The 13,534-nt window shown below is 63.6% G+C and carries 11 protein-coding genes; 3 read left to right on the top strand and 8 right to left on the bottom strand.

Annotated features, from left to right (window positions below; translation table 11 throughout):
- Window positions 1–150: 150 nt before the first annotated feature.
- From NUV89_RS22170 to NUV89_RS22135, 8 genes are all read right to left on the bottom strand, one after another.
- Window positions 151–1,152, bottom strand: coding sequence for a PleD family two-component system response regulator (locus NUV89_RS22170; protein ID WP_257782985.1), 1,002 nt, complete (start codon window positions 1,150–1,152; stop codon window positions 151–153).
- Between the two features lie 51 nt (window positions 1,153–1,203).
- Complete coding sequence (locus NUV89_RS22165) at window positions 1,204–2,214, bottom strand: chemotaxis response regulator protein-glutamate methylesterase (RefSeq protein ID WP_257782984.1); 1,011 nt, start codon at window positions 2,212–2,214, stop codon at window positions 1,204–1,206.
- Window positions 2,211–4,499 carry a hybrid sensor histidine kinase/response regulator gene (locus tag NUV89_RS22160; RefSeq protein ID WP_257782983.1) on the bottom strand — a complete coding sequence of 763 codons (2,289 nt, stop codon included), beginning with the start codon at window positions 4,497–4,499 and terminating at the stop codon, window positions 2,211–2,213. The genes NUV89_RS22165 and NUV89_RS22160 overlap by 4 nt, the downstream gene beginning before the upstream one ends.
- Window positions 4,496–5,197 (bottom strand): chemotaxis protein CheW, encoded by a 702-nt coding sequence (locus NUV89_RS22155; protein WP_257782982.1) that lies wholly within the window; start codon window positions 5,195–5,197, stop codon window positions 4,496–4,498. The genes NUV89_RS22160 and NUV89_RS22155 overlap by 4 nt, the downstream gene beginning before the upstream one ends.
- Window positions 5,194–6,456 (bottom strand): protein-glutamate O-methyltransferase CheR, encoded by a 1,263-nt coding sequence (locus NUV89_RS22150; protein WP_257782981.1) that lies wholly within the window; start codon window positions 6,454–6,456, stop codon window positions 5,194–5,196. The genes NUV89_RS22155 and NUV89_RS22150 overlap by 4 nt, the downstream gene beginning before the upstream one ends.
- Window positions 6,453–6,965: a chemotaxis protein CheW gene (locus NUV89_RS22145; RefSeq protein WP_257782980.1), complete on the bottom strand. Its 513-nt coding sequence runs from the start codon at window positions 6,963–6,965 to the stop codon at window positions 6,453–6,455. The genes NUV89_RS22150 and NUV89_RS22145 overlap by 4 nt, the downstream gene beginning before the upstream one ends.
- Entirely contained in the window at window positions 6,965–8,587 is a 1,623-nt protein-coding gene (locus tag NUV89_RS22140) for a methyl-accepting chemotaxis protein (protein ID WP_257782979.1), read from the bottom strand. The genes NUV89_RS22145 and NUV89_RS22140 overlap by 1 nt, the downstream gene beginning before the upstream one ends.
- Window positions 8,588–8,853: 266 nt before the next feature.
- Window positions 8,854–9,561 (bottom strand): tellurite resistance TerB family protein, encoded by a 708-nt coding sequence (locus tag NUV89_RS22135; protein ID WP_257782978.1) that lies wholly within the window; start codon window positions 9,559–9,561, stop codon window positions 8,854–8,856.
- Between the two features lie 168 nt (window positions 9,562–9,729).
- Between NUV89_RS22135 and NUV89_RS22130 the strand changes: the two genes are divergently transcribed.
- From NUV89_RS22130 to ydcS, 3 genes are all read left to right on the top strand, one after another.
- On the top strand, window positions 9,730–10,641 hold the full coding sequence (locus tag NUV89_RS22130; RefSeq protein ID WP_012722545.1) for a LysR family transcriptional regulator: 912 nt from the start codon (window positions 9,730–9,732) through the stop codon (window positions 10,639–10,641).
- A 132-nt stretch (window positions 10,642–10,773) separates the two neighbouring features.
- On the top strand, window positions 10,774–12,231 hold the full coding sequence (locus NUV89_RS22125) for a gamma-aminobutyraldehyde dehydrogenase (RefSeq protein ID WP_257782977.1): 1,458 nt from the start codon (window positions 10,774–10,776) through the stop codon (window positions 12,229–12,231).
- Between the two features lie 74 nt (window positions 12,232–12,305).
- Window positions 12,306–13,457 (top strand): putative ABC transporter substrate-binding protein YdcS, encoded by a 1,152-nt coding sequence (gene ydcS, locus NUV89_RS22120; RefSeq protein WP_257782976.1) that lies wholly within the window; start codon window positions 12,306–12,308, stop codon window positions 13,455–13,457.
- Window positions 13,458–13,534 lie beyond the last annotated feature (77 nt).

The following is a 13,534-nucleotide window of genomic DNA, read 5'->3' as shown; positions in this document are numbered from 1 at the left end:
GCACCGAGTGTTGGGGCAAGAGCCCTTTGCTTACTTTGGGGCTTTTCCAAAGTGACCCGCTGTAAGAGCGGAACCCTAAGTGGCCGTTACCGCAGCAACGGATATGTACACAACACAACACAACACAACACAACAAAACAAAACCCAGCCCTACTCAATCCCCACCTGATTCCGCCCATTATGCTTAGCCGTGTAGAGCCCCTTATCCGCCGCCATTATCAACTGCCGACAATCACTCCCCTGCTGCGGCGTCACCGTAGACAGCCCGATACTGATCGTCAGGCTAGCCCCCTCAGCCGGCGCAATATGCGGAATCTTCAACGCCGCCACCGCCATACGCAGCTTCTCCGCCACCAACCGCGCCCCACCCGGCGACGTGTTCGGCAGCACCAGAGCAAACTCCTCACCGCCATAACGCGCCGGCAAATCCGAAGGCCGGCTACTGGCATCACGAATGGTCGCCGCCACTTTGCGCAGCGCCTCGTCCCCTTCAACGTGGCCAAAGCTATCGTTGTAGGTCTTGAAAAAATCCACATCAATCATCAACAACGACAACTGCGTCTGGTCACGCATGGCCCGGCGCCATTCCAGCTCCAGGTATTCGTCGAAGTGACGACGATTGGACAGCCCGGTCAGCCCATCGGAGTTCATCAGCCGTTGCAACACCAGGTTGGTGTCCAGCAACTGCTGCTGGCTGACCCGCAGCGCGCGATACGCCGCATCACGCTGCAACAGCGTCATATAGGAGCGCGAGTGATAGCGGATACGCGCCACCAGCTCGATATTGTCCGGCAGCTTGACCAGGTAATCGTTGGCCCCCGCAGAGAACGCCGCGCTCTTAATCAGCGGGTCTTCCTTGGTGGAGAGCACGATGATCGGGATATTCGCCGTAGCCGGGTGGTTGCGGTATTCGCGCACCAGGGTCAGGCCGTCAAGGCCGGGCATGACCAGGTCTTGCAGGATCACCGTCGGCTTGATGCGGATCGCCTGGGCAATCGCCTGGTGCGGGTCGGCGCAGAAGTGAAAGTCGATATTCTCTTCATGGGACAGGCCACGGCGTACCGCTTCGCCGATCATGGCCTGGTCATCGACCAGCAGCACCATGGCGGCGTTTTCGTCGGTCTTGATGTCGTCGATCTGTAAATCATTCATGTGCAGTCACCTGAATTACTACCTGCAAGCCAGCACCGCCGGGGGTCGTGATCATTTTGCAAAGACCTCCAGCAATCGGGGCGCAATTCTATCCAGTGGGCGAATTTCAACAGCAGCATCAATCGCCGCCGCCGCTTTGGGCATGCCATACACCGCGCAGCTCTGCTGATCCTGGGCGATGGTCAAATATCCTTGTTCACGCATGAGCTTGAGCCCCTGGGCGCCGTCGCGCCCCATGCCGGTCAGCAATACACCGACCGCGTCGCCGTTCCAGTGGCTGGCGACGCTCTCGAAAAACACGTCGATGGACGGCCGGTAAATCTCGTTCACCGGCTCGGCGGTGTAGGCCAGGGTGCCATTTTTCAGAAGCCGGATGTGATGGTTGGTGCCGGCCAGCAACACCACGCCACTTTGCGGCGGCTCGCCTTCGCGGGCCAGGCGCACCGGCAGGCCGGAGGCGCTGCTCAGCCATTCGGCCATGCCGGCGGCAAACACCTGGTCCACATGCTGCACCAGTACGATGGCCGCGGAAAAGTCCCGGGGCAAGCCCTTGAGCAGGATTTCCAGGGCGGCCGGGCCGCCCGCCGACGAACCGATCGCCACCAGGCTCTCGCGTTTGCCGGTGGCGCGTTGCGGTGCCGTCTCGGCCCGCACGCGGCTGCCGCGCTGGCCGATCAGCCAGCCAATATTGAGGATCTTGCGCAGCAACGGCGCCGCCGCGTCCTTGGGGTTGCCCACACCAAGCGCCGGGGTGTCCACCACATCCAGGGCACCGTGGCCCATGGCTTCGAAGACGCGGCTGACGTTGGCCTGACGGTCCACGGTAACGATCACGATAGCGCACGGCGTCTCGGCCATGATCTGCCGAGTCGCCTCCACGCCGTCCATCACCGGCATTATCAGGTCCATCAGGATCAGGTCCGGGGTCACTTCAGCGCAGCGCTGCACCGCTTCCAAGCCATTGCTCGCCACCCACACAACCTGATGGGCAGGCTCGAAACTCAAGGCACGGCGCAGCGCTTCGACGGCCAGGGGCATGTCATTGACGATCGCAATCCTCATCCCCGCGCCCCTCCGATCAGCTCCATCACCGCGTCGAGCAAGGCATCGTCGTGGAAACTGGCCTTGGCTAAATAATAGTCGGCGCCGGCGTCGAGGCCACGACGTCGGTCTTCTTCGCGATCCTTGTACGACACCACCATCACCGGCAGCGATTGCAGGCGACTATCACGACGCAACAATGTGACCAATTCAATACCGTCCATGCGAGGCATATCAATATCAGTGATCAACAGGTCGAAATCCTCGGAGCGCAAGGCGTTCCAACCATCCATGCCATCCACCGCCACCGCGACTTCATAGCCACGATTGAGCAGCAATTTGCGTTGTAGTTCCCGCACGGTGAGCGAGTCATCCACCACCAGCACGCGTTTGCGCGGCGCTTCGGTGGCCTGCTGGCTGCGCCGGGCGATCCGCTCCAGGCGGCCGGTGTTAAGCAGTTTGTCCACCGAACGCAGCATGTCTTCGACATCGACGATCAACACCACCGAGCCGTCGTCCAGCAAGGCGCCGGCAGAGATATCCTGGACCTTGCCCAAGCGATCATCCAGCGGCAGCACCACCAACGTGCGCTCGCCGATAAAACGTTCCACGGCAATCCCGTACACCGCATCGCGCTCGCGGATCACCACCACCTTCAACGTGTCCGACGGGCTCTGCCCCGCTGGGCGCTGCAACAACTGGCTGGCGGCGACCAGGCCGACATGCCGGCCCTCGTGCCAGAAATGCTGGCGGCCTTCCAGTTGCACGATGTCGTCGGGCGCGAGGTCGCACATGCGCTCGATATGCGCCAGCGGGAACGCATAGGCTTCTTCGCCGACTTCCACCACCAGGCTGCGCACCACCGACAAGGTCAGCGGCACTTCCAGGTGGAAACGGCTGCCCTGCCCCGCCGTCTGCTCCAGCACCACCGCGCCGCGCAGTTGGCGCACCATGTGTTGCACCGCATCCAGGCCGACGCCGCGCCCGGACACCTCGGTGACCTTGTCGCGCAGGCTGAAACCCGGCAGGAACAGGAACGTCAGCAGTTCCTCTTCGCTCAAGCGCAGGGCGGTTTCCAGCGGCGACAAGTGCCGGTCGACGATGGTGCCGCGCAGGCGCTCCAGGTCCACGCCATTGCCGTCATCGCTCAATTCCAGCACCAGCAGACCGGCCTGGTGGGACGCGCGCAGGCGGATCAGCCCTTCGGCCGGCTTGCCCGCGAGTAGGCGCTGCTCGGGCATTTCGATGCCGTGATCGACGGCATTGCGCAATAAATGGGTGAGCGGCGCTTCGAGCTTTTCCAGCACGTCGCGGTCGACCTGGGTCTTTTCGCCCTCGATCTCCAGGCGCACCTGCTTGCCCAGGCTGCGGCCAAGGTCGCGAACCATACGCACTTGCCCAGCCAGCACATCGGCAAACGGGCGCATGCGGCAGGCCAGCGCCGTGTCGTAGAGCACTTGCGCGCGCTGCCCGGCCTGCCAGCCGAACTCGTCCAGCTCGGCGGTTTTTTCCGCCAGCAGGGCCTGGGCTTCGCTGAGCAGGCGGCGGGTATCGGCCAGGGCTTCCTGGGCTTCGAGGTTCAGGTCCAGGGTCTTCAGTTGCCCGTCCAGCGTGTCCAGGGCGCGGGCGCTCTGGCTTTGGATGCGCTTGAGGCGTTGCATGCTGGACAGGTAAGGCTTGAGCCGCTGGGTTTCCACCAGGGACTTGCTGGACAAGTCCAACAGGCTGTTCAAGCGCTCGGCGGTTACGCGCAAGACGCGCTCGCCGCCTTCGGTCATGCGCCGGTTCTGGCGCGGCGGCTCAACACTGACGGGCACCACGGGCTCGGGTTCCGGTGGCAGCGCTTCAACCAGCGGCGCAGGTGCGGGCTCGGGTGCTGGCGGCACTGGTGGCGACACGGCCTTGACCGGCGCCTGGGACGGATCGAGCAAGCGCTCCATCAACGCCACATAGGCTTCGATATCCGCCGGGCCCACGGTGTTGCCCGGCGTGGCGATGCGCATCAGCAGGTCGGTGCCTTGCAGCAGCGCGTCGATATGTTCGGGTTGCAGGTACAGCCGGCTTTCCTGGGCGCTGACCAGGCAATCCTCCATCACGTGGGACACGCTGACCCCGGCGTCCACCCCGACAATCCGCGCCGCGCCCTTGAGCGAGTGGGCCGCGCGCATGCAGGCTTCAAGCTGGTCGGCCTGGGTCGGGTTGCGCTCCAGGGCCAGCAGGCCGGCGCTGAGCACCTGGGTCTGGGCGTCGGCTTCCAGGCTGAACAGTTCCAGCAGCGAGGCGTCGCGCATCTGGTCGGGGGTCATGTGAGGCTCCGGGTCACGGCAGACAACAATTGCGCCTCGTCCAGCCAACGCAGGCTGCGGCCTTTCCACTGCAACACACCTTGGGTAAAGCGCGCGCTGGCCTGGGTGCCCGAGGCCGACGCCGCCTTCAAGGTGCGTTCGTCGATGGCATGGATGCCGTCCACTTCATCCACCGGCACCACCACCGGGCCGTCCTGCGCGGCGATAATCAACATGCGCGGCATGATCCGCCCACCACTGGCGCCATTGGTCGTGGCGTCCAGGCCCAGCAACTCCACCAGCGACAGGCACGCCACCAGTGCGCCGCGCACATTCGCCACGCCAAGCAAGGCACGGGAGCGCTGGTGCGGCAGCGAATGAATCGGTTGCAACGGCGCCACTTCCACCAGGCAACGGGTGGCGATGCCCAGCCATTCCTCGCCGAGACGGAACATCAATAGCGAGCGCGTGACCACGTCTTCGTCGATTTCAACCGCGGCTTGCGGCCGCTGGTCGTCCTGCTGCAACGCGTAGCGGTCGAGCAAGCGCGTGGCGGCGGCGGAGTACACCGCGCAATTGCGGCAATGGATATGGTCCGCCAGCAACGGGCAGGACTTGTCGCCATGGATGCCGATGCGGTTCCAGCAGTCGTCGATGGCTTGGGTGTCGGCCAGGGTCAGGTCCAGGCCGGCGGTGTCGAGCGCGTGTGGGCTACTCATCGTTTGGACTCACTGTCAGCTCGCTCGCTACGCGCGGCACGCGCCTGCAAACGGCGCGCCCCCGCACTGTCGCCCTGGGATTCAAGCAACGCGGCCAGGTGCATCAAGGCCTGCGGGTGCTGGGGTTCCAGGTACAAGGCTTTGCGGTAAAACCCCTGGGCTTCCAGGGCACTGCCCGCCACGTCGCTGAGCAGCCCCAGCCAGTAAAACACCTGGGCGGCCGGCGGGTGGTTGCTCAAATAGCGTTCACACGCGGCGCGGGCCTCGGCGCTCTTGCCTTCGTTGGCCAGGGTGGCGATCTGGCTGAGCAGATCCGCCGCGTCGGACGGCGGTGCCTTGATCGGCACCACCTGGGCACTGAACGTGCTGAACGGGCGCGGCTTGACCGGCAACGCCGCCGCACTGCGCGGTGGTGGTGACGGCGCGGGAATCGGCGCAAACACCGGCGCAGGCTTGACCGGCTCGACATGCCGGCTGAACGCAAACGACTGCGGCACGCCAATCGACTTCATGCCATGGCGCCCCAGCAGGCTGCCCTCGGCCGGGCCGATAAACAGCACGCCGTCCTCGTGGGTCAGGCCCTTGAGCACATCAAACACTTGCTTCTGGGTCGGCTGGTCGAAGTAGATCAGCAGGTTGCGACAGAACACAAAGTCGTAGCTCGCCTCGTTCGCCAGCAGCGTCGGGTCGAGCAGGTTGCCGACTTGCAGGCGCACTTGCTCACGCACGCGCTCGCTGATGTGGAAGCCGTCGGCGGACTCGTTGAAATGGCGGTCGCGAAACTCGATATCGGCGCCGCGAAACGAGTTCTTGCCATACACCCCACGCCGCGCACGCTCCACCGACAGCGGGCTGACATCCAGGCCCAGCACTTTGAACTGGTGCGGCGCCAGGCCCGCATCGAGCAAGGCCATGGCAATCGAATAGGGTTCTTCGCCGGTGGAACACGGCAGGCTGAGGATGCGCAGCGCACGCATCTGCTTGATCGCGGCCAGGCGCGCCTTGGCCAGGCGGGCCAGGGTGGCAAAGGATTCGGGATAGCGGAAAAACCAGGTCTCGGGGACGATCACCGCTTCGATCAGCGCCTGTTGCTCGTCATGGGAGCGTTGCAGCTGCTGCCAATAATCATCCGCCGTCGTCGCATGCACGGCCTGGCTGCGCTGGCGCACGGCGCGCTCGATGATCGCCTCGCCGACGGAGGCGACGTCGAGGCCGATGCGCTCCTTGAGGAAGTTGAAGACGCGCGGGTCGCTGCTCATACGCTCAACTCGGCAGAGAACAGCAAGGCGCGCACGTCGTCGGTGAGCAGGTCGCTGACGCCAATCCATTGCATCAGGCCCAGTGCATCTTCACGCACCGGCCCCAGGTACGGCGCCTGGCGGTTGTCCAGGCCATAGGGCTGGAACTCGGCGGGGTCGCAGCGCAGGGTGTCGGTGGCCTGTTCGAGGATCAGCCCCAGCCAGCGCGGCGCAACCTCGGCGCTTGGCAGGTAGTTCACCAGCACCAGCCGCGTGCTGGTACGCGCCTGGGCCGGGGCGCCAAAGGTCAGCGCACTCAAATCGATCACCGGCACCAAAGCGCCGCGATGGGCAAAGATCCCGGCGACCCACGCCGGCGCATGTGCGATGGGCTTGAGTGGCAGGCGCGGCAACACCTCGGCCACTTCCGTGGCCTTGAGGGCGTAGCGTTCGCTGCCGATGTGGAACACCAGGAACAACGCCTTTTTCGCTGCCGGGACGGCGCCGCGTTTAGCCGCGAGGTCGCTCATCAGACTTTGAAACGCGACACGCCGCTGCGCAGACCGACCGCAACCTGGCTCAGTTCATCAATCGCAAAGCTGGCCTGGCGCAGGGACTCGACGGTCTGGCTGCTGGCATCGCCCAACTGCACCAACGCATGGTTGATCTGCTCGGCGCCGGTGGCCTGGGCCTGCATGCCTTCGTTGACCATCAACACCCGCGGCGCCAGGGCCTGAACCTGATGGATGATCTGCGACAGCTGCTCGCCGACCTGCTGCACTTCAAACATGCCGCGACGGACTTCTTCGGAGAATTTGTCCATGCCCATCACGCCCGCCGACACCGCCGACTGAATCTCACGCACCATCTGCTCGATGTCGTAGGTGGCCACGGCGGTCTGGTCGGCCAGGCGGCGCACTTCGGTGGCGACCACGGCAAACCCGCGCCCGTATTCACCGGCCTTCTCGGCCTCGATGGCAGCGTTGAGCGACAACAGGTTGGTCTGGTCGGCGACCTTGACGATGGTCACCACCACTTGGTTGATGTTGCCGGCCTTCTCATTGAGGATCGCCAGCTTGGCGTTCACCAGGTCGGCGGCGCCCATCACCGAGTGCATGGTTTCTTCCATGCGCGCCAGGCCTTGTTGCCCGGAACCGGCCGCTACCGAGGCCTGGTCGGCGGCGGTGGAGACTTCGGTCATGGTGCGGACCAAATCCTTGGAAGTGGCAGCGATCTCACGCGATGTAGCGCCGATCTCGGTGGTAGTGGCCGCTGTTTCAGTAGCGGTGGCCTGTTGCTGCTTGGAGGTGGCGGCAATCTCGGTGACCGAGGTGGTCACCTGCACCGACGAGCGCTGGGCCTGGGAGACCAGGGCCGTGAGCTCGGTCATCATGTCGTTGAAGCCGGTCTCGACCGCGTTGAATTCGTCCTTACGCTCCAGGTTCAAGCGCTTGCTCAGGTCGCCGTCGCGCATGGTGCCGAGGATTTCGACGATGCGCTGCATCGGCGCCATGATCGCGCGCATCAGCAGCAGGCCGCACAGGCCGGCGGCCAGGATGGCCACGGCAAGGGACAGGAACATGCTGAATTTCGCGGCCGAGACGGCATCGTCGATGGCGTTGGTGGCGCGGTCGGCGACGTCCTTGTTTTCGGTGATGATGTCGTTGAGCTTCATGCGGCCTGCGGTCCAGGTCGGCGTGAGCTGGGTGTCGAACTCCTTGCGCGCGGCCACCAGATCGCCGCGCTGCAGGCTGTCGAGCACCGTGGACAGGCTCTTGTTGTAGGCCTGGTGCAGGGCTTCGAAGCGGTCGAACTCGGTACGGTCCTCGCTGCCGGCGATGGTTTGGGCGTAGTTGCTCATCTGCTGCTGGATGCGCGCTTCGAACGCCTTGAACTCGGCCCTGTCGGCGTCGCTGAGCTTCTTGTCTTCGCGCAGGCCAAGCAATTCGAGGGTTTGCAGGTAGCTGTCGACCCAGGCGCTGCGAATCATCGAACTGAGGTAAACCCCCGGCACCGCGTCGTCGCGCACGGCGACTTCACTGTCTTCGATCTTCAACAACCGTGAATAAGAGACCACAACCATTAACAGCATGATGGCGATAATGACCGCAAAACTTGCCAAGATCCGTTGGCGCAGGGTCCAGTTCTTCACAGTAATTCCTCGGAGGGCCATTCAAATGGAGGGGAGTATAGCTGAGCAGAAGCCCTCATTAATCAACGGGTTTTGATGGAATGCTCACAGAATCCAAAAACAACCCGGGGAGCTGCCCTCCTTCGGAACAACGCCTGACTCGGTAAAAAAACTGTGGGAGCGGGCTTGCCCGCGAAGGCGGTGGGTCAGTCAGCACATTCAGTGACTGAAACTCCGCATTCGCGGGCAAGCCCGCTCCCACAGGTTGATCCCTGTTGTGTCAGTGATTACGCGTTCAGGCGCACCTGTTTTTCCAATTCAGCCTTTAAACCCGGCTCAAGCTTGAGCTGGCGCGCCAGCTCATCGAGGTAGGCCTTTTCCATAAAGTTTTCCTCGTCCACCAGCATCACGCTGGCGATGTACATCTCGGCGGCCATTTCCGGGGTGCTGGCTGCGCGGGCCACGTCGGCCGGGTCCAGGGGCTTGTTGAGTTCGGCATGCAGCCAGCTTTGCAGCTCGCGGTCGTTGTCCAATTTGGTGAATTCGCCTTCGATCAACGTGCGTTCGCGCTCGTCGACATGGCCGTCAGCCTTGGCGGCGGCGACCAGGGCCTTGAGGATGGCCTGGCTGTGTTGCTCGACCTGGGCTGGCGGCAGACGGTCGATAGTTTGCGGCTCACCCTTGGGCGCAGTGGCCTGTTGCGCCTGCCAGTTGCCGTAGGCCTTGTAGGCAATCACGCCCAACGCGGCCAGCCCGCCGTAGGTCAGGGCCTTGCCACCGAACTTGCGCGCCTTTTTATTCCCCAGCAGCAGGCCCATGGCCCCGGCCGCGAGGGCGCCACCGCCCGCGCCGCCGAGCAGGCTGCCCAGGCCGCCGCCGCCGAGGAGCCCGCCGAGCGCACCTTTGTCGTCCTGCTTACGCTGGCCGCCAGCCTTGTTTTGCAACATGTCCTGGCCGGATTTGAGCAACTGATCGAGCAATCCACGGGTATTCATGCGTAGCCTCCAGACACTTGGGTTCATAGGACCAATAGGCCCCCAGCGTAAAACTAAGTGCCAAAAAGCCCCGATCTAGAGTGCTTCCAGATGTAACGCGACGACCCTTCGCTAAAACCGATATACACTCGAACAAATCTATAAAAACACCCCACTGGTAACTCCAGCATGATGACCTTGCGTCAAATCCGGCACTTTATCGCCGTGGCCGAGACCGGCTCGATCTCGGCCGCCGCGCAGACCGCCTTCATTTCTCAGTCCACACTGACCCTGGCAATCCAGCAACTGGAGCAGGAAATCGGCGTCAACCTGTTCAATCGCCACGCCAAGGGCATGACCCTGACCCACCAGGGTCATCAATTCCTACGCCAGGCCCACCTGATTCTCGCCACCGTCGATAACGCCAAGCGCAGCCTGCAACAAAGCACCGACCAAGTGGCCGGGCAGTTAATCATCGGCGTGACGAGCCTGGTGGCCGGCTATTACCTGGCGGATCTGCTCACGCGTTTCCAGCGCGCCTATCCCAATGTGGAAATCCGCGTCATGGAAGACGAGCGCCCGTACATCGAGCATTTGCTGGTCAGCGGCGAAATCGACGTTGGCGTGCTGATCCTCTCCAACCTCGAAGACCGCCACGCCCTGCAAACCGAAGTGCTCACCCACTCCCCGCACCGCCTGTGGCTGCCGGCGCAACACCCGCTGCTGGAGCACGACAGCATCAACCTCGCCGATGTGGCGCGCGAGCCGCTGATCCAGCTGAACGTCGATGAAATGGGCCACAACGCCCAGCGCCTGTGGGCCGGCGCCGGCCTGCAACCGCGCGTGACCCTGCGCACCGCGTCCACCGAAGCCGTGCGCAGCCTGGTGGCGGCGGGCCTGGGCGTGTCGATCCAGCCCGACATGACCTACCGCCCCTGGTCGCTGGAGGGCGACATTATTGAAGCCCGGCCGATTGCCGACCTCAGCCAGACCCTCGACGTCGGCCTGGCCTGGCGCCGTGGCACCGCGCGGCCGGCCTTGGTCGACCCGTTCCTGACGGTCGCCCGCGAACAGCCACACCCGCGCAAGCCATCTATTTAATCGAATGCTGCATTCAGTATTTAGTATTTGTTGACCTCGCGCCTGACCTCTAGTCTCTGTGCATCCATAAGAGAAAGGTCAGGCCCTCGTAAGAGAACGCCCATGGCCACACAAGAAAAGAGATCGCGAAAAATGTCCGGCGCGCCCACCCCGCTGCTCACTGCGTTGCTGATCGACGGCGAACTGGTCCAGGGCCAGGGTTTTGCCGAGCCGATCCTCAACCCGGCCACCGGTGAAGTCCTCACCCAGATCGCCGAAGCCAGCACCGAGCAAGTCGAAAGCGCGATCCTCGCCGCCCACCGCGCCTTTGCCAGTTGGTCGCGCACCACGCCGCAACAACGCTCGAACATCTTGCTCGGCATCGCCGATGCCATCGAAAAACAAGCGGATTACCTGGCCCGCCTGGAATCCCTGAACTGCGGCAAGCCGCTGCACCTGGCGCGCCAGGATGACTTGAGCGCCACCGTCGATGTGTTCCGCTTCTTCGCCGGCGCCGTGCGCTGCCAGACGGGCCAGCTCAGCGGCGAATACCTGCCGGGCTACACCAGCATGGTGCGCCGCGATCCGATTGGCGTGGTGGCCTCCATTGCGCCGTGGAACTACCCGCTGATGATGGCTGCGTGGAAAATCGCCCCGGCCCTGGCCGCCGGCAACACCCTGGTGTTCAAGCCTTCGGAACACACGCCGCTGTCGATCCTCGCCTTGGCGCCGGCCCTCAGCCAACTGCTGCCGCGCGGTGTCATCAACATTCTGTGTGGCGGTGGCGAAGGTGTCGGCAGCCATTTGGTCAGCCACGCAAAAGTGCGCATGGTCTCGCTGACCGGCGATATCGTCACCGGGCAAAAGATCCTGCAAGCCGCGTCGAAAACCCTGAAACGCACGCACCTGGAACTGGGCGGCAAAGCGCCGGTGATCGTGTGCAACGACGCCGACCTGCAAGCCGTGGTCGACGGCGTGCGCGCCTATGGCTACTACAACGCCGGCCAGGATTGCACCGCCGCCTGCCGCATCTACGCCCAGGCCGGGATTCACGACAAATTGGTCGCCGAACTGGGCGCCGCGGTCAGCAGCCTGCGCTTTGCCGGCAAACGGGATGCCGACAACGAACTCGGCCCGCTCATCAGCACGCGCCAGCGCGACCGCGTGGCCAGTTTTGTCGAACGCGCCCTCGGCCAGCCGCATATCGAACGGGTGACTGGCGCCGCCGTGCACTCCGGCGCCGGCTTCTATTACCAACCGACCCTGCTGGCCGGCTGTAAACAGCATGATGAAATCGTCCAACGCGAAGTGTTCGGCCCGGTGGTCACCGTGACCCGCTTCGATGAACTGGAACAGGCGGTGGACTGGGCCAACGACTCCGAATACGGCCTGGCTTCCTCGGTGTGGACCCAGAACCTGGACAAGGCCATGCAAGTCGCGGCCCGCCTGCAATACGGCTGCACCTGGATCAACAGCCACTTCATGCTGGTCAGCGAAATGCCCCACGGCGGCTTGAAGCGCTCGGGGTATGGCAAGGATCTGTCCAGCGATTCGCTACAGGACTACAGCGTGGTGCGCCACATCATGGCGCGCCACGGCCAGCATCTCTAAAACAACAACTAAGCTCATGCGTCACCGGTTTGCGAAAAACTGCCCCGACCATAATTAAAGAAGAGGGAACCCCCATGTCCGCGCACAAGACCGCACTGCTCAGTGCCCTGGCCACCGCGCTGCTGGCCAGCGCCAGCCTGCAGGCCGCCGAACCGCTCAAGGCCGTTGGCGCTGGTGAAGGCCAGCTGGATATCGTCGCCTGGCCCGGCTATATCGAACGTGGCGAAAGCGACAAGGCCTACGACTGGGTCAGCGGTTTCGAGAAGGAAACCGGCTGCAAGGTCAATGTGAAAACCGCCGCCACCTCTGACGAAATGGTCAGCCTGATGGCCAAGGGCGGCTATGACCTGGTCACCGCCTCGGGCGACGCCTCGCTGCGTTTGATCGGTGGCAAGCGCGTGCAGCCGATCAACACGGCGTTGATCCCGAACTGGAAGAACATCGACCCGCGCCTCAAGGATGCGCCGTGGTACGTGGTCGGCCAGCAAACCTACGGCACCCCGTACCAGTGGGGCCCGAACGTGTTGATGTACAACACCGACGTGTTCAAGACCGCGCCCACCAGCTGGAACGTGCTGTTCGAGGCGCAAAACCTGCCGGACGGCAAGCCGAACAAAGGCCGCGTGCAGGCCTATGACGGCCCGATCTACATCGCCGACGCGGCGCTGTACCTCAAGTCGACCCAGCCGGATCTGGGCATCCAGAACCCCTATGAGCTGACCGAAACCCAATACAAGGCCGTGCTCGACCTGTTGCGCGCCCAGCAACCGTTGATCCACCGCTACTGGCACGACACCACCGTGCAAATGAGTGACTTCAAGAACGAAGGCGTGGTGGCGTCCAGCGCGTGGCCGTATCAGGTCAACGGCCTGGTCAACGAGAAGCAGCCGATTGCGTCGACCATCCCCAAGGAAGGCGCCACCGGCTGGGCCGACACCACCATGTTGCACAGCGAGGCCAAGCACCCGAATTGCGCCTACAAGTGGATGGACTGGTCGCTGCAACCGAAGGTGCAGGGCGATGTGGCGGCCTGGTTCGGCTCGCTGCCGGCGGTGCCTGCGGCGTGCAAGGAAAGCGAACTGCTCGGCGCCGAGGGTTGCAAGACCAATGGTTTCGACCAGTTCGACAAGATCGCCTTCTGGAAAACCCCGCAGGCTGAGGGCGGCAAGTTCGTGCCGTATAGCCGCTGGACCCAGGACTACATTGCGATCATGGGCGGCCGCTAAGCCCTCCTGACAACACAGGCCCCATGTGGGAGCGGGCTTGTGTGGGAGCGGGCTTGCTCGCGAATGCGGTGTGTCAG

The sequence above is a fragment of the Pseudomonas sp. 18.1.10 genome (assembly GCF_024655625.1).
Classification (GTDB): Bacteria; Pseudomonadota; Gammaproteobacteria; order Pseudomonadales; family Pseudomonadaceae; genus Aquipseudomonas.
The sequence above is the reverse complement of the archived record's forward strand: the minus strand, read 5'-3'. Positions and strand labels throughout refer to the sequence as shown.

Bases quoted from the DNA above. Each gene is read 5' to 3' on its own strand.
- NUV89_RS22155 (WP_257782982.1), bottom strand. From the start codon at position 5,197: ATGAGTAGCCCACACGCGCTCGACACCGCCGGCCTGGACCTGACCCTG.
- ydcS (WP_257782976.1), top strand. From the start codon at position 12,306: ATGTCCGCGCACAAGACCGCACTGCTCAGTGCCCTGGCCACCGCGCTG.
- NUV89_RS22170 (WP_257782985.1), bottom strand. From the start codon at position 1,152: ATGAATGATTTACAGATCGACGACATCAAGACCGACGAAAACGCCGCC.
- NUV89_RS22150 (WP_257782981.1), bottom strand. From the start codon at position 6,456: ATGAGCAGCGACCCGCGCGTCTTCAACTTCCTCAAGGAGCGCATCGGC.
- NUV89_RS22135 (WP_257782978.1), bottom strand. From the start codon at position 9,561: ATGAATACCCGTGGATTGCTCGATCAGTTGCTCAAATCCGGCCAGGAC.
- NUV89_RS22145 (WP_257782980.1), bottom strand. From the start codon at position 6,965: ATGAGCGACCTCGCGGCTAAACGCGGCGCCGTCCCGGCAGCGAAAAAG.
- NUV89_RS22130 (WP_012722545.1), top strand. From the start codon at position 9,730: ATGATGACCTTGCGTCAAATCCGGCACTTTATCGCCGTGGCCGAGACC.
- NUV89_RS22165 (WP_257782984.1), bottom strand. From the start codon at position 2,214: ATGAGGATTGCGATCGTCAATGACATGCCCCTGGCCGTCGAAGCGCTG.
- NUV89_RS22125 (WP_257782977.1), top strand. From the start codon at position 10,774: ATGTCCGGCGCGCCCACCCCGCTGCTCACTGCGTTGCTGATCGACGGC.
- NUV89_RS22160 (WP_257782983.1), bottom strand. From the start codon at position 4,499: ATGACCCCCGACCAGATGCGCGACGCCTCGCTGCTGGAACTGTTCAGC.